The sequence below is a fragment of the Hymenobacter koreensis genome (genome assembly GCF_039541855.1).
Taxonomy (GTDB): domain Bacteria; phylum Bacteroidota; class Bacteroidia; order Cytophagales; family Hymenobacteraceae; genus Solirubrum; species Solirubrum koreensis.
Genome location: NZ_BAABHA010000004.1, coordinates 102,313 through 117,226, shown reverse-complemented (window position 1 = coordinate 117,226; position 14,914 = coordinate 102,313). Strand labels below are relative to the sequence as shown.

14 protein-coding genes are annotated in these 14,914 nt (G+C 60.2%); 11 read left to right on the top strand and 3 right to left on the bottom strand.

All coding sequences use genetic code 11. The features are described from left to right. The first annotated feature begins 84 nt into the window (after window positions 1–84). A complete protein-coding gene (locus ABD903_RS09375) occupies window positions 85–1,047 on the top strand; it encodes an NAD(P)-dependent alcohol dehydrogenase (protein ID WP_345223568.1) in 963 nt (320 codons plus the stop codon). Window positions 1,048–1,123: 76 nt separating this feature from the next. On the opposite strand, the gene ruvC is transcribed toward ABD903_RS09375, so the two are convergent. Beyond that, window positions 1,124–1,756 carry a crossover junction endodeoxyribonuclease RuvC gene (gene ruvC / locus ABD903_RS09370; RefSeq protein WP_345223565.1) on the bottom strand — a complete coding sequence of 211 codons (633 nt, stop codon included), beginning with the start codon at window positions 1,754–1,756 and terminating at the stop codon, window positions 1,124–1,126. A gap of 93 nt (window positions 1,757–1,849) precedes the next feature. Here ruvC and ABD903_RS09365 point away from each other — a divergent pair, with 93 nt between their 5' ends. The 6 genes from ABD903_RS09365 to ABD903_RS09340 all read left to right on the top strand — a co-directional run bounded on the left by ABD903_RS09365 (window position 1,850) and on the right by ABD903_RS09340 (window position 7,346). Then, entirely contained in the window at window positions 1,850–2,791 is a 942-nt protein-coding gene (locus ABD903_RS09365; protein ID WP_345223563.1) for a lysylphosphatidylglycerol synthase transmembrane domain-containing protein, read from the top strand. Then, window positions 2,788–3,951, top strand: a complete 1,164-nt coding sequence (locus ABD903_RS09360; protein WP_345223561.1) for a glycosyltransferase — start codon at window positions 2,788–2,790, stop codon at window positions 3,949–3,951. The genes ABD903_RS09365 and ABD903_RS09360 overlap by 4 nt, the downstream gene beginning before the upstream one ends. Window positions 3,952–4,035: 84 nt before the next feature. After that, window positions 4,036–4,566, top strand: a complete 531-nt coding sequence (locus tag ABD903_RS09355) for a c-type cytochrome (RefSeq protein ID WP_345223558.1) — start codon at window positions 4,036–4,038, stop codon at window positions 4,564–4,566. Window positions 4,567–4,646: 80 nt separating this feature from the next. Further along, the gene (locus tag ABD903_RS09350) at window positions 4,647–4,904 is read left to right on the top strand and encodes a helix-turn-helix domain-containing protein (protein WP_345223556.1); all 258 of its coding nucleotides are present in this window, start codon (window positions 4,647–4,649) and stop codon (window positions 4,902–4,904) included. Next, on the top strand, window positions 4,904–6,088 hold the full coding sequence (locus ABD903_RS09345) for an ABC transporter permease (protein ID WP_345223554.1): 1,185 nt from the start codon (window positions 4,904–4,906) through the stop codon (window positions 6,086–6,088). Before ABD903_RS09350 ends, ABD903_RS09345 begins: the two co-directional genes overlap by 1 nt. Next, window positions 6,081–7,346 carry a PP2C family protein-serine/threonine phosphatase gene (locus ABD903_RS09340; protein WP_345223551.1) on the top strand — a complete coding sequence of 422 codons (1,266 nt, stop codon included), beginning with the start codon at window positions 6,081–6,083 and terminating at the stop codon, window positions 7,344–7,346. Before ABD903_RS09345 ends, ABD903_RS09340 begins: the two co-directional genes overlap by 8 nt. 44 nt (window positions 7,347–7,390) lie before the next feature. On the opposite strand, the gene ABD903_RS09335 is transcribed toward ABD903_RS09340, so the two are convergent. After that, window positions 7,391–8,851: an O-antigen ligase family protein gene (locus tag ABD903_RS09335; protein ID WP_345223550.1), complete on the bottom strand. Its 1,461-nt coding sequence runs from the start codon at window positions 8,849–8,851 to the stop codon at window positions 7,391–7,393. Beyond that, window positions 8,851–9,933, bottom strand: a complete 1,083-nt coding sequence (locus ABD903_RS09330) for a GumC domain-containing protein (protein ID WP_345223548.1) — start codon at window positions 9,931–9,933, stop codon at window positions 8,851–8,853. Before ABD903_RS09330 ends, ABD903_RS09335 begins: the two co-directional genes overlap by 1 nt. Before the next feature lie 165 nt (window positions 9,934–10,098). Between ABD903_RS09330 and ABD903_RS09325 the strand changes: the two genes are divergently transcribed. From ABD903_RS09325 to ABD903_RS09310, 4 genes are all read left to right on the top strand, one after another. Beyond that, window positions 10,099–11,493 carry an oligosaccharide flippase family protein gene (locus ABD903_RS09325; protein ID WP_345223546.1) on the top strand — a complete coding sequence of 465 codons (1,395 nt, stop codon included), beginning with the start codon at window positions 10,099–10,101 and terminating at the stop codon, window positions 11,491–11,493. Between the two features lie 229 nt (window positions 11,494–11,722). Next, complete coding sequence (locus tag ABD903_RS09320) at window positions 11,723–12,859, top strand: glycosyltransferase family 4 protein (protein ID WP_345223544.1); 1,137 nt, start codon at window positions 11,723–11,725, stop codon at window positions 12,857–12,859. A gap of 315 nt (window positions 12,860–13,174) precedes the next feature. Further along, window positions 13,175–13,801 (top strand): polysaccharide deacetylase family protein, encoded by a 627-nt coding sequence (locus ABD903_RS09315; protein WP_345223542.1) that lies wholly within the window; start codon window positions 13,175–13,177, stop codon window positions 13,799–13,801. Between the two features lie 3 nt (window positions 13,802–13,804). Continuing rightward, a complete protein-coding gene (locus ABD903_RS09310; RefSeq protein ID WP_345223541.1) occupies window positions 13,805–14,914 on the top strand; it encodes a glycosyltransferase in 1,110 nt (369 codons plus the stop codon).

The following is a 14,914-nucleotide window of genomic DNA, read 5'->3' as shown; positions in this document are numbered from 1 at the left end:
CCCTTGATAACGCTGGGAGCTGCAAATGCTTGAAAACAAGCTGCCATTGGCGGTAAATGATACAACCAATTTGGTAAGCAAATTATGAGAGCTGCAATTCACCGAAAGTACGGGCCGCCCGAAGTGGTACAGGTGTTGGAAGTAGACCGGCCGGTGCCCAAAGACCACGAAGTGCTGATTCGGGTTCATGCCGCCACGGTCAACCGTACAGACTGTGGCTTTCGAAGAGCGGAGTACTTTGTATCCCGGTTATTCAGCGGCTTGCTAAGGCCCAAGAACCACATACTAGGCAATGAATTTGCGGGCGTAATAGACGCCGTTGGGGCACAGGTTAAAACACTCAAAAAAGGTGACCGGGTATTCGGCTACAACGATTCCACTTTCGGCGCCCATGCCGAGTACATGGTCATGGATGCCGAAGGAGCCATGGCAACGATACCGGAAGGGTTAACTTTCGAGGAAGCGGCCCCAATTACCGAAGGTGCGCACTATGCGTTGGGCAACATCAGGGCAGCTAAAGTCAGCAGTGGCCACCAAGTGCTGGTAAATGGCGCTACGGGCGGTATTGGCTCAGCCGCAGTGCAGCTGGCCAAGAACTTCGGAGCCCAGGTCACCGCCGTGTGCCATACCCGTAGCTTGGACCTGGTCAAATGCTTGGGGGCCGACCGTGTAATTGATTACACCCAGGAAGACTTCACCGCCATCGAACAACCATTCGATTTTGTGTTCGACGCCGTAGGTAAAAGCTCTTTTGGCCAGTGCAAGCCGTTGCTGCGCAAGCACGGGGTATATATATCCACCGAACTGGGCAAAAACGGGGAGAATGTTTTTATGGCGTTAGCCGCGCCGGTGCTTGGCAACAAGAAAGTATTGTTCCCGTTGCCATCTATCAGCCAGCAGGATGTTCAGTTCCTGAAAGAGCTGGTGGTGGCAGGCAAATACAAGCCCGTAATTGACCGCTGTTATGCGCTAGAGCAAATCGTGGAAGCGTATCGCTACGTAGAAACCGGCCAGAAAATCGGCAACGTGGTCATTACCATGTTTTAAAACAGCGACCTATGGTGGTAAGACTGAAATTAATTGGTCGGTTAAAGGCGCATTTTGCCGAATTGGTTTGCTAAGCCTAAGCCGCCGGTTTCTTGCGCGCCGCCACGGCCTTCTTCCCCGCCACCGGCGCGGCCAGCTTACTTGGGTTGTCCGATAAAAACTTGCCCCAGCTTTTGCCGCCGGCCTGCACGTTGTTGCCCTTCTGGTAATGGTGGCACATGGCCACGGCCAGGGCGTCGGTGGCGTCGAGCAGCTTGGGAACGTCTTCCACGGGCAGCTTCAGGGTTTGGCGCAGCATGGCCGCTACCTGCTCTTTGCTGGCGGCGCCCGAGCCCGTAACGGCCTGTTTTACCTTGGTGGGGGCGTATTCCACGTAGGGAATCTGGCGGGAGAGGCAGGCAGCAATGGCCACGCCCTGGGCCCGGCCCAACTTCAGCATGCTTTGCACGTTGGTGCCGTAGAAGGGCGCCTCAATGGCCAGCTCGTCGGGCAGAAACTCCTCGATGAGCTCGATCATGCGGTCGAAGATCTTCTTTAATTTTACCGCGTGATTCGTGCCCAAGGACTTCATATTAATAACGTCGTAGCGCAGCACGGACACGCGCTGGCCCGTCACCTCAATGATGGCGTAACCCATAATTTGGGTGCCAGGGTCGACACCCATGATGATCTTGGGCAGGTCGGGGAGGGAAGCGAGAAGAGCGGCCATTATCTACAAAACTACGGCAAAACCCCCGATACCTCGCCACCACGCAAGCCCCGGCACCCGTGGCGGCGTCCGGCCGTGGTGGCTGGTAAGCTATTGATTACGGCCCTCACACTCTGGCTGCTGTACCGCTCGGTGGTAACCGATGCCGATACCGCCGCCGCCTGGCAGGGCCTGCTGACCTCGGCCCGCCGCGGCCCGGTGCTGCTGGCCTTGCTGCTGGTCCCCGTGAACTGGGGTGTGGAAGCCTGGAAATGGTGGCGCCTGGCCCAGTACCTGGAGCCGGTGTCGTTTGGGCGTAGCTTCCGGGCCGTGCTCGTGGGCCTCACGCTGGGTTTTGTTACCCCCAACCGTGTGGGCGACTACGCTGGTCGGATTCTGGAAATGAAAAACCGCCGCCCCGAGGCCCTGGGCGCTATTTTCTTAGGCCGTTACTGTCAATTGCTGATAACTGTAATGGGTGGTTCCATGGGCTTATTGTATTTCGCCGCCCTGCAAATAGGAGCCGCGTACCCAACCATTATTGTGGGTCTGGGTCTTACAGCGGTACTGGTGAATGCCTTGGCCTTGCTGCCGCTCTACCGCAACCGCATGCTGCTGCAGGCCGTTACGCAATGGCGCCCGCTGCATCGTTTCCGCCGGTACGTAGCCGATATGCCGGCCTATCCGCCGCGGGTGCTCAGCGGCGTGCTGGCGTTATCGGGGCTGCGCTATGCGGTATTCACAGCGCAGTTTGGCTTGCTGCTGCTGGCTTACGGTACCACGCCCCCGGTCGGGCCGGCTGCGGCGGCCATTGCGGGCACCATGCTGTTTAAGTCGCTGGTTCCTTCGCTGAACGCGCTCATGGACGTGGGCGCCCGGGAGCTATCGGCTACATACTTATTCGGTTTATTGGGCGTTCCGGCGTTGCCGGTGCTTAGTGCCAGCCTCAGCTTGTGGGTGCTGAACATTGCCCTGCCCAGCGCGGCCGGGCTGGGCTTTGTGTTGCAGCTAAAGGTGTTCCGAAAGAAGAAGCCTCGTTCTTCCAACGCCCAATGAGCTGGAGCAACGGGCCTGCTTTTCTGCTTGGGGCGCTGCTGTGCGTGCCCGCCATGCTGTATGCCGTTCGGCTGCTGCAGTATCGTAGGCATTGGCTAGGTCCTCCTACCCTGGTGCATCAGTCAAGTGCGCCGGCTGCCGGCCTAGCGGTTTCGGTGCTCATCGCGGCCCGTAACGAAGCTCACCATCTGCCCCAATTGCTGGCCGATTTGCAGCAGCAAACAGGGCCAATAGGAGCGGATCAATTCGAAGTCGTTGTCGTCGACGACCATTCGACCGATTCCACTGCGGCGGTAGTAGAGCAGGCAGCGGCCACGAGCAAACTCGCTATTCGGCTGCTCCGCTTGGACAAGCTTCCGCATCGGCCTATCGGAAAAAAAGCGGCGGTGGCTGCCGCCATAGCCGCAGCGCGGGCTCCTTGGTTGTTGCTAACCGATGCCGATTGTCGGGTTTCGCGCCAGTGGCTGGCTGCTTACGCCCCGCTGATGCAGGACTCCACTGTCCAGTTTATCAGCGGCCCGGTGCTGCTAACGGGGCAGGGCTTGCTGGCCCGGCTGCAAGGCCTGGAGTTAGCTGCGCTGGTGGCTGTGGGCGCGGCCGGTATTCGGGCCGGTGCGCCCACCATGTGCAACGGGGCTAACCTGGCCTACCGCCGCCAGGCCTTTGATGCGGTGGGAGGTTTTGCCGGCAACGAGCACGTGCCCAGCGGCGACGACGAGTTTTTGCTGCACAAAATAGCCGCGACTTTCCCCGGTGGCGTGCGGTTTCTGCAGCATCCCGATGCTACCGTTCGCACCGATGCGCAGCCTACTTTGCTGGCCCTGCTCCACCAACGGGTGCGCTGGGCTAGTAAATGGCAGCACTACCGCACTGCGGCGCCGCGGCGGCTGGCGGTTTTGGTGCTGGGCGCAAACCTGAGTTTGGCGTTGTTGCCGGTTGTGGCAGCGGTGTGGCCCGTGCTGTGGCCCTGGGTGGCGGCGGCATGGCTGCTAAAGCTGGGGGCCGATCTGTATTTCCTGACGCCCGTGCTGGCTTTCTTTGGCCGTCGGCGCTGGTTGGCCTTGGTGCCGTTGCTGCAGCTGGTGTACCCTGTTTATGCACTAGCCACCGGCCTGATGGGGCTGCGCGGCGGGTACCGCTGGAAGGGGAGAAGCGTGTAATAAATAGAAGGGAAACCTTGGCTGGTCAGCCGTTGGGGCGTACGTTTAGGGCGCTTAGTACTGTGTCAGGTAAACCTTGTTGCCATGAACCGTTCTGCCCTGGAGCTGGTATTTCCAGTCGCTCTTTTCCTGCTGATTTGCACGTTGGTGGTGGCCTTTTCCACCCTCACGGGCCTCGGTGAAAAGCCAGTAGCTGCTGTTGAGACCAAACCGTCGAACCAGTCCCATACTTCTGCCGATACTACCGACAGCCCAGTAGTAGCGCAGCTATCCGACGCGGAGGCTGCTGCGGTGGCCGCCGGCGACGCCCTGTTCAAAAGCAATTGTGCCCAGTGCCACGCGCTTAACGAGGTTGTAATAGGGCCTGCCCTTGCCGGCATCGACCAGCGCCGTCCTTTGCCGTGGCTGGTAAGTTGGGTGAAAAACTCCAGCAAAATGGTAGCCAGCGGCGACGAGTACGCGGTGAAAATCTTCAACGAGTACCAGCAGCAGCAAATGCCCAGCTTTGCCTTAAGCGCCGCCGAAGTGGAAAGCATTCTGGCTTACATTCGGTACGCCGCCCCGGCCGAAACTTCCAGCAGCGACTACGTGCTCGAGGCAGTTGCCAGCCGGTAGCCGCGTTACCCAAGGCTGCTATTGACCTTTCCCGCTTCCGGGTGGTACATTTGCTTACCATCAGCCGATCCGCTTCTTCCGTGACCGACCACGAATTCGACATTCTCGACGAGCTGTACTTCGTTACCTCATTCAGCGACCTGCAGCAACGCACCAACCTGTCGCCGGCTAAGCTGGAGCAAAACCTGCGCACCATGCTCGAGCAGGGGCTAATCCGTTGCTACTGGCCCGACCCCGATACCGAGCTGGCCTACGAGCCTACCTCGTTCGGCGCCATCGGCTGCGACTCTTTCTTTCTGGCTTCCAAAGAAGGCCTGCTCCAACACAACACCCGTTAATGGCTGCCCCCGTGGCCACCGTGCCCGTACCGGCGCCCGTGCGTACGCCGAGCTATTACGTGCGTCAGCGCCTGCTGGCCAACGGCCCGGCTATGGCTGGGCTGGCGTTTATTGCTCTCTGCAGCCTGGTAGCGCTGCTGGGCTACCTCGTGCTGCCCGATGCCACGCCCAACGCCAACAACGGATTCGTGCAGCTCCAAAAGCAGCCGCCCGGTACCACCGTCACCATTCTGCGCGTACCACTGATGGATTCGTCGGCCCGCCAGCCGGTCTCGGTTTTCGACCGATGGCTGAGCGGTACGCCGGCCCGCTTCGAGGAACTCGCCATTAGCGGCTACCGCATCAGCGGCGATACGCTGGTGGCGCAGCCGTTCCAAGCCAAGGGAGCTTTAGCCGAACCGGTGCGGCGCTATGCCCTGGCCCGAATTACCGGCCGCACGGCCCCGGCCGCCGAGCAAAAAAGCTTGCTGGAAGCCGACCACATCGAGCAACGCACTTACTGGCTGGGCACCGACAAAGCCGGCCGCGACGAACTGAGCCGCCTGCTGCTGGGCACGCGCATTTCGCTGGGCATCGGGCTGGTGGCGGTGCTCATCTCGCTGGCCATTGGCATTACCGTGGGTGCCGTGGCCGGATACGCCGGCGGCTGGCTCGATTCGCTGTTGCTGGGCCTCATGACGGTGGTGTGGAGCATTCCGGGCATCATGCTGGTCATTGCCATTTCACTGGCTTTCGGCTCAAAAGGCGTGTGGACGTCGTTTGTAGCCGTGGGCCTAACGATGTGGGTAGACGTGGCCCGCGTGGTGCGCGGCCAGATGCTGAGTCTGCGCGAAAAAACCTTTGTGGAAGCCGGTCGCGTGCTGGGCCTGCCCACGTGGCGCCTGCTCACTTGGCACCTACTGCCTAACTTGTTCGGGCCACTCATCGTTATTGCCACCAGCAACTTCGCGGCGGCCATTCTGCTTGAAGCAGGCCTAAGCTTTTTGGGCCTGGGCGTACAGCCACCCGCGCCGTCGTGGGGGCTGATGGTGAAAGAAGGCTACGACTTGCTGGGCACCCGAGCCGGTTTGTGGCTTACCTTGATGCCCAGCGTAGCCATCAGCCTGTTGGTGCTGAGCTTTAACTTGCTTGGCAACGGCCTCCGCGACGCATACGACCCCAAAACTCCGCTTACCAATGCCTAATACGCTGCCCGCGCTTACCAAAGAGGAACACCTGCTGCTCAAGCTTAAAGAGCGGGAGCTGGCTGCGCTACTGGAAATTACCCAGGCTGTAAACGGCGAGCCGAACGACGAGAACCTCTATAAGATTTTTCAGTTTACGCTGCTGGGCCAGCTGGGCGTGCGGCAGCTAGCCGTGTACGTGGAGGAGGAAGGCCACCAGTGGCGCTGCGCCACCGCTTTTGGTCCCAAAATGCCCGAGTTCCAAGCTCACCAACTGCCCGAGCGTATTCAGCGTTTCCCGCCGGAGCACCCCGCTTCGGTGGCCGATCTGGAATTGGGTAAGCCCTGGCAAGTGTTCGAAACCGTTATGCCCGCCTACGAAGGAGACCAGCTGCTAGGGTTGGTTTTCATTGGGGAGTTGAATCAGAACTACACCAGCTCGGACGAAGCGCGTAGGGAAGCCGTAACCTTTATCGACTCGCTCAGCCAGATTCTGCTGGGCGCTGTGGCCTCGCGCCGGTTGGTGCGCCAGCAGGTACAGGCCGCGGCCGTGCGCAAGGAAATCGAAATTGCCCAGGAGGTGCAGGCCATGCTCTTCCCCGGCAAACTGCCGAACAACGACGCAGTGGTGGTGCACGCCACCTATATTCCGCACACGGCCGTGGGCGGCGACTTTTACGACGTAGTGGAAATCGATAAGAATCGGTTCCTGTTCTGCGCCGCCGACGTTTCAGGGAAAGGGGTAGGGGCTTCGTTGCTGATGTCGAACTTCCAGGCCGGGTTGCGCACGCTGCTGCGCCAGCCCGTAGACCTGGCCACCGTAGTGCAGGAACTTAACCACCTGATCTTCCGCAATTCGGGCGGCGACCGGTTTATCACGGCGTTCTTCGGCATTTACAACCGCGCCACGCGCCACCTGCAATACGTTAACGCCGGCCACAACGACCCGCTGCTGCTGCCCGACCACGGGCCGGTGCAGCTTCTGAAAACCGGTGCCATTATGCTGGGCGTGATGGACGAGCTGCCGCTGCTGCAAGTGGGCGAGCTAACCGTGCCGCCGCGCACCATGCTGCTTACGTACACCGACGGCCTGACCGAAGTGTTCAACGAAGCCGGGGACGAATACGGGGAGGAAGGCGTATTGCAGGCCCTGCACGAAATGCGGTACGTGCCTCTGCCCAAGCTGCACGATTCCCTGCTGCAACGCATTGAGCAGTTCAATGCCAAAGGCAACTACTTCGCCGACGACATTACCATTCTGAGCTGCCGCTTTAAATAAAGTCCTGGCCGAAACGCCTTGGGCTAAGGGCTATGCGTTTTCGGCTAGGCCTTTTCTTCGGTAGTCGTGAGGTCTATCCAGGCTTCGGCCCGAATGAGCACCGCCAGACCGATAAAGAAGAAGGAGCCGATTTTATCGACTTCAATCAGCTCGTTAAGCAGCAGGTGAAACACAATCACCACCAACGACAGGCCCGCCGCCAGCACCACCCGTCGAAACTGGGGTTGACGGGCGGCCCGGTGGTAAAGGGTTTCAGTAAACAGCAACGTAGCCGATAGCAAGAGCACGAACAGGGCAAAGCCGGGCAGGCCCTGTTCGGCGAGTTGAAGCAGGAAATAGTTATGCGTGGTGGAGCGTTCGGGGTTGTCGCTCACGTACGTCCGGAAGCTCTTTACCGTGTAGCGCTTGTACTCGGGGTAAAAGGTAGAAGGGCCGCTGCCCGTCAGGGGCTTGTCGGCGAGCATGCGCACGGCGGCCACCCAGCGGTATACGCGCTCCATGCCCGATACATCCTCCAGCTTATAGGTAGCTTCCAGGTGCTTCTCGAAGTTGTCGCCGTTGAAAATGGTCTTTTCAAAATCGGGGGCGTACAGCATGAAGTTGTTTTCCTGCACAAAGTACAGGGCCCCGCTCACGGCCGCCGATATGGCCCCGATGAGTACCCAGCGTGTGAGACGTAGGCGCATCACCACGTAAAACAGGCCCGCTACCGGCAACGATAAAATGGAGGCACGGGTGTAGGAAGTGAACAGCCCGAACAGCATCAGTACCATAGCCACCCGCCACGCCGTGCGACTCAGGCCCGTTTTCGACCGGGCCGCGTAAAATGCGTACGGCAGCAGCATGGCCAGCACCGTGGCGTAAATCACGTGGTTGATGTAGAAAGGGGAAAGGGCTTGGTTGATGCTGTCGAAGGAAAAGCCGGTGGCTGCGTGGCGCGCCGCCGCATACAGCACCGTTAAGCAGGCCCCAAACGTGTGGCAGGCTGCTATTTTCCACACATCGGAAGGGCGCCGCAACAACATCAGGGTTACGAACAGGAACGGACCGATGTACCAGGTTTTGGCCAACAGGTATTTCACCGACTTCGCCGTGTCGACGGAGAACATGGTAGAAACCATGGCCCACAGCAGCGTTAACCCCAGCAGCAGCACCAAGGGGTGCGCCACTTCACGCCGGGTGAGGCCCGTACGGCCCGCAAGCACAGCTACGCCAAAGCACCCAAGCAGCACCAGCATAAGCGGTTCCGACGGCACATCGAGGCTAAGGCCGCCGGGCATTGGAAACTGCAGCGAAAAGGCCAGCGTGGTGAGCAGCAGGTAGTATACCCAGCGCCAGTCCACTACCAGCACCCCCAAGCCAATGGCAGCCACTACGGGCAGAAGGCCCAGATTAGTGCCTGCCAAAACGGCTGTAGCGCCGCCCACTACCAGCAATACCACGAAGGCAACGAATATCCGTTGGGCCGGGTCTTGGGGGCGCAGCCGGGCTAGTAACGTGTTCATTAAGCCACCGGCTGGGCCACGAAGCGGTCGGCGTTCCGGCGGTACAGCTCCAGCAGCGTAATAACGATAACGGACAGCACGAACGTGATGACCACCGACGACACCACGATCAGCCACCGCACGGGCTGGGATTTTTTGGTGGCCGGCAACGCTTTCTGCACCACGTACAGCGACGAAATACGGCCTTTTAGGGCCAAATCGGCGGTTTCGTAGGCCGAGCGGGCCCCAATCAGGCGCCCTTGCAGGTCGTTAAAACGAGCGTAGAGCGTGCTCATGGAATCGGCGCCCTGCACGAAGTTTTCCAGATTCAGGAGGTTGCCGCCGTCGGCTTCGGTGAGGCCTTTCAGGGCGCGGCGCAGGCCGGCGGCTTTGCTGCCGTTGCCTTCTCCCTCAGCGCGAAGCAGCTCGGCCTGGGTTTCCACCACCTCTTTGGCCAAGTAGCGCGATTCGCGGTCCATGCCGTAAATGCCGTAGCGGCGACGGCCAGCAATGAGAGCCTGCCGGGTGGTGGCGTACTCCCGGCTCAGAAACGTGTAGCGCGTGCGGTACAAATCGAGCACGCTGCGGCGGTTATCCAGCGTCAGCTGCTGGTTAAAGGAGTCGATAACCGCCACTAAGTCATTGGCAATGCGGGCCGCCAACTGCTTGTCGCGGTCCTGGAAAGTCAGCTCAATGGCGTCGCGCTCATTATGTACAATGTCGAGGTTGTCGTTGAACTCGTCGAGCACGGCCTGATCGGCTTCTTCCACGCCGGGCTGGCCGGTTTTGTAGTGGTCGTGAAGTTTATACTTGGTAATAATGTACTCGGCTACCGGCAGGGAACTGCCGATGGTAAGCACGCGGTCCAGATCTTCGGCGCGGCCACCAAGCTCCAGCTTACCACCCTCCGTTACAATGCGGTCAGGGTCGGTGGTTTGTGGATTAGTGGGGTAAAAAACCGATGTCGACTTATAAATATTAGGCAGCGTAAGGGCAACGATAACGCTAACCACTGCGGCCAGCACCACCGCGGCTAATACCAGGTTTTTCCAGCGCTGAACAATCGGCCAAAGGCTAAGTAACGAGAAAGGGCGAGCGGACATGCCAATGCAAGTAGTGAGAAAGGCGCCTAATGCACGTATAAACAGGCTGCACCGACCCGGCAAAGTTACCACAAAAACCGCTGACGCCAGCCTTTTTGGTAGTTTTGCGCCCGCACTTTACTCCCCGTTCGCATCAAACGCTTTTTTGGAAATATCAGCCTCGCGGTGCTGCTCAACCTGCTCATCAAGCCCGGCTGGGTGGTGGTAGAAAACGTGGTGCAGGACCGCCTCGGACACGCCGCCTTCGGCACGTTTACCGCCCTCTACGCCCTGACCATGGTACTGGCTGCGGTAGCCGACATCGGCATCACGCAGCACACTACCAAGCGGGTAGCGGCCGAGCCCGCCTTCCTGACGGAGTATTTTCCTACCGTTCTGCCCCTCCGGGCCGGCCTGAACGTGCTGTTCTTCGGCATTATGCTGGGCGTGGGGTGGCTGATTGGCTACCGCGGCTATACGCTGGCGCTGTTGGCGCTGGTGGGCAGTGGGCTGCTGCTCACCCAATACGCGCAGTTTTTGCGCGGCGCGGTGCAGGCCCACCAGCATTTTAACACCGACGCGTGGCTTTCGGTACTGGAAAAGGCCCTGATGCTGGGGTTGGTGCTGGCGCTGCTGCCCATCGGCATTACCCTCACCAACTACATCGGGGCCCGCACAGTGGCTTCAGCCTTCACTTTTGTGCTGCTGTACGCCCTAGTGGCGCGGCTTTTCGGCCGGGTGCCCTGGCGGCCCAACCGCCAGCAGGCCCGCGAGGTGCTGCGCGGCGGCCTGCCGTTCGCGCTCATTACCTTGCTCTACGGGCTGAATGAGCGCGTAGATATGGTGATGCTGGAGCGGCTGGCTTCGGCGCAGGAAGCCGGGTATTACGCGGGCGCTTACCGGTGGGTAGATGCCGTAATGATGTTTCTGTGGACGGTGCTGCCGCTGTTTTTTGCCAAGTTTGCCCACGCGCACCAAAGCAAGGAAGAGCAGCGCGAGCTGCTGTGGTTTGGGCAACGCGTAACGGCCGTTCCCTTGCTGCTGTTCTGCGCCTTCGTGCTGTTTCGGGGCGAGGTGTTGTTCTGGCAGTTCAGCAACAGCAGCCCCGCCGAGCTGGCGCGCATGACGCTCTGCCTCAAGATTCTGTTCGTGAACGTGCTCGTGCACGGCTTCTTCGTTATTTACAGCACCTTGCTTACCAGTACCAGCTACGAGCGGCACGTCAGTTGGCTGGTGGCCCTGAGCATTGCCCTGAACGTGGGCCTGAACCTGTTGCTGCTGCCGCGTTACGGGGCCGTGGCCGGCGCCGTAAACACGCTGGTATGCGCCGTGTTCGTGTCGGGCGGGTACGTGTGGCTGGTGCAAAACCGCGCCGGCGTGGCGGTGCCCTGGGCCATGCTAGCGCGGCTGGCTCTTACGTTTGGCTTGCTTTGCGCCGCGTGGTACGGGCTGCAAACGCAGTTAAACCTGCACTGGCTGGCCGAAAGCGTGGTGGCGGGCGTAGTATTCGTGGGTTTGTTGTTCGGTACCGGCGTGGTGCGCCCGGCCGAGCTGCAGCCTTTCCTGAAGCGGGGAGGCTAAGAGTCTGTCCGAAAAAGCCAGAACGTCATGTCGAGCTTGTCGAGACATCTCGCGTGCTGATGCCAGATAGTAAACGCATCGTTCAACGAGCAGATTACTACCCAGCGAGATGTCTCGACTGCGCTCGACATGACGTTCTTTATTTGCCTCTGCTTGACTTTTCGGATTGGCTTCAGCGGCCGTACCACCCCAGCCGCAAAAATGCCACATTCGCACTTCACCGCACACCTTGGATATAGCCGTTAACGTCCGCTTTTTATTACCGGGAGGCCAGTTGGAGGGCATTGGGCGCTTCACCTACGAAACCCTCAGCCGAATGGTGCGCCAGCACCCCGAGCACACGTTCCATTTCCTGTTCGACCGGCCCTTCGATCCGCAGTACCTGTTTGCGCCGAACGTGGTGCCGCACGTGCTGTTTCCGCCCGCTCGCCACCCGTTTCTCTTTGTGGCCTGGTTCGAGGGGGCAGTGGCATTATGGCTGAAGCGCCACCGGCCCGCCGCGTTCCTGAGTACCGACGGTTTCACCACCCTCGCCACGCAGGTGCCGCGCGTTACCGTCATGCACGACTTGGCTTTCGAGCATTTTCCGCAGGATGTAGGCCTGCTGCAACGCAAGTACTACCACTTTTTTGCCCCTCGTTTTGCCCGCGCCTCACGCCGCATTGTGGCTGTTTCCGAAGCCACCAAGCTGGATCTGGTGCAGACCTATGGCATAGAGCCCGCCCGCATCGACGTGGTGTACAACGCCGCCGACGTACGGTTTCAGCCCCTGCCCGAAAACCAGCAAGTAACCGTGCGCCAGCGTTTCAGCGGCGGGCAGCCCTATATTATGTTCGTGGGCGCGCTGCAGCCGCGCAAAAACCTGGTGAACCTGCTGCTGGCATTCGACCGATTTAAGCAGCAAACCGGTTCGGCCACGCAGCTCCTTATTGTGGGCCGCAAAGCCTGGAAAGCCGGTTCCATGTTCGATGTGTACCAGCAAATGCAGCACCAGGCCGCAGTGCACCTCACCGGCCGTGTTACCGACGACGAGCTGGTGCAACTGTACGCTGCTGCCCGCGTCTGCGCTTACGTACCTTATTTCGAGGGCTTCGGCATTCCCATCGTGGAAGCGCAGCAAAGCGGCTGCCCAGTCCTCACCTCCGACCGCAGCTCCATGCCCGAAGTAGCCGGGCCCGGCGGCGCCCTGCTAGCCAATCCATTCTCGGTGGAAGAGCTGGCGGCGGCCCTAACGCGCCTGGATTCCGACGCTCTTCTGCGGGCTCAACTAGCAGGGCAGGGGCTGATAAACGTCCGGCGTTTTTCCTGGGACAGCAGTGCCGAACGGCTGTGGCAGAGTGTAGAAAGCGTTTTGCCGAGTAAGTAAACTTGTCTACTAATTTGGTAAGCTGGTTTACAATCTTGTATTTCAGGCTTTCTGCACTTGAATTACGGACAGATAACCGGGCCTAGATAGCCGGTGATGGGCAGCAAAGTGCGCAAAATTGTAGCAACCGCCAAAAGCTCGTCGGACAGGCAGTAGGACCTGTTACAATAAAGTCTCAGGAATTTCAGATTGCATAACAAGGTAATCGGGGTTGTCTTACATGTTGTGCAGCCGGTGCACACAACAGGCAGACGGGGCTAAGCGCCCGTCTGCACGGGCGGCCTTACCTTCGCGGGTTGAAGCTGCTCTCTAATTATGCCCCACCACCGCCTGCCTGATGTTATGCACCGCTGGTTGCCCGGTACCATTTGGCGGGGGCCGGCGGCCGAGCGCACGGTGTACCTGACCTTCGACGACGGGCCGATTCCGGAAGAAACTCCTTGGGTGCTGGAACAACTCGCCGAGTACAACGCCAAGGCCTTGTTTTTCTGCGTCGGCGACAACGTGGAGCGGCATCCCGAAATAGCAAAGCAAGTGGTGGAGGCCGGTCATCAGCTTGGCAACCACACCCACCATCACCTCAGTGGTTGGACCACCAGCCGCACGCAGTACTTGGCCGATATAGCCCGCTGCCAGGAGGCTCTGGAACGAGTTAGGCCCCAGCAACAACCTTTCTTTCGGCCCCCTTACGGCCGTATCACGCCGGGATTGAGCCGCACGTTATCTGCGCAGTACCAGGTAATTATGTGGGACCTGCTCACCTGCGACTACGACGCATCTTACGCCCCCGAGGCGTGTTTGCGCGACGCTCTGCGCCTGACGCGCCCCGGCGCCGTGGTCGTGTTTCACGACAGCCTCAAGGCCAGCCGTAACCTGCGCTACGTGTTGCCTCGCTACCTCGCGGAGCTGGCCGAGCGCGGCTATCAGTTTGCAGCCCTGTAACCCATGCTTAGCGGATTTCTGATTGCGTTTTTCATCGGTTGGTTTGCCATTCTGCTGGGCTCTTGGTTGCTGTTCGCGGTCCGGAAGTCCCCGGCACCGCAGCCGCTACCGCCCGATCCGCCGCGGGTGAGCATCTTGATTGCCGCCCGCAACGAAGAAGCTGCCATTGCCCGCTGCTTGCGCAGCGTCCGGGCTCTTGCCTATCCGCACGACAAGCTGGATGTGCTCCTCGGCGACGACGCCAGCACCGACCGTACTGCGGCCGTTGCCGCCGCCACCATGCAGGGTTTCGCCGGCACCTTCCGCATTCTGCCCATCCGTGATACCCTGGGTGAGGCGCGCGGCAAAGCCAACGTGCTGGCGCACCTCGCCCGCGCTGCCACCACCGACTTTTTCCTTATCACCGACGCTGATATTCGCTTGCCCGGCACCTGGGTACAGGGGTTGCTGAGCTACCTGCGGCCGAAGCGGGGCATCGTCACGGGCCTCACGATTGTGCGCGGCCCGCGCCTGTTCGACCAGCTGCAGGGGCTCGACTGGCTGGTGTCGTTGTCGTTGGTGCAGGTAGTGTCTGACCGTGGCCAGCCCGTTACGGCCATGGGCAATAACATGCTCATAACCCGCGAGGCCTACGAGGCCACCGGCGGTTACGAAAGCCTGCCCTTTTCCGTCACCGAAGACTACGAGCTGTTTCGGGCCGTACTGCGGCGCGGGTTCGGTTGGATCAACTTGTTCGAGCCCACCGTGCTGGCCGAGTCATTGCCCGTGGCTTCATGGAGTAAGTTGCTGCACCAGCGCCGCCGCTGGCTGCGCGGCGTGGAATCTTTGCCGTGGTTTATTCAGCTGGGGCTGCTGCTGTACGGCAGCGTATACCCGGCTTTGCTGGCGGCCGCTCTTGTTTGGAGCCCGACAGCGGCATGGGGCCTACTGGCGGGCAAAGTGCTGGCGCAAGGGCTGCTTACCTTCACCGTGTTCCGTCGTGTAGGCCTGGCGCCCCCGTTGCACCTACTGCTGGCCTTCGAGGCTTACACGCTGGCCCTAACGGTTAGCCTCGTGTGGTTTCGGCTGTTGCGGCGGCCCTTCGACTGGAAAGGACGGCTGTACCGCCGCTAA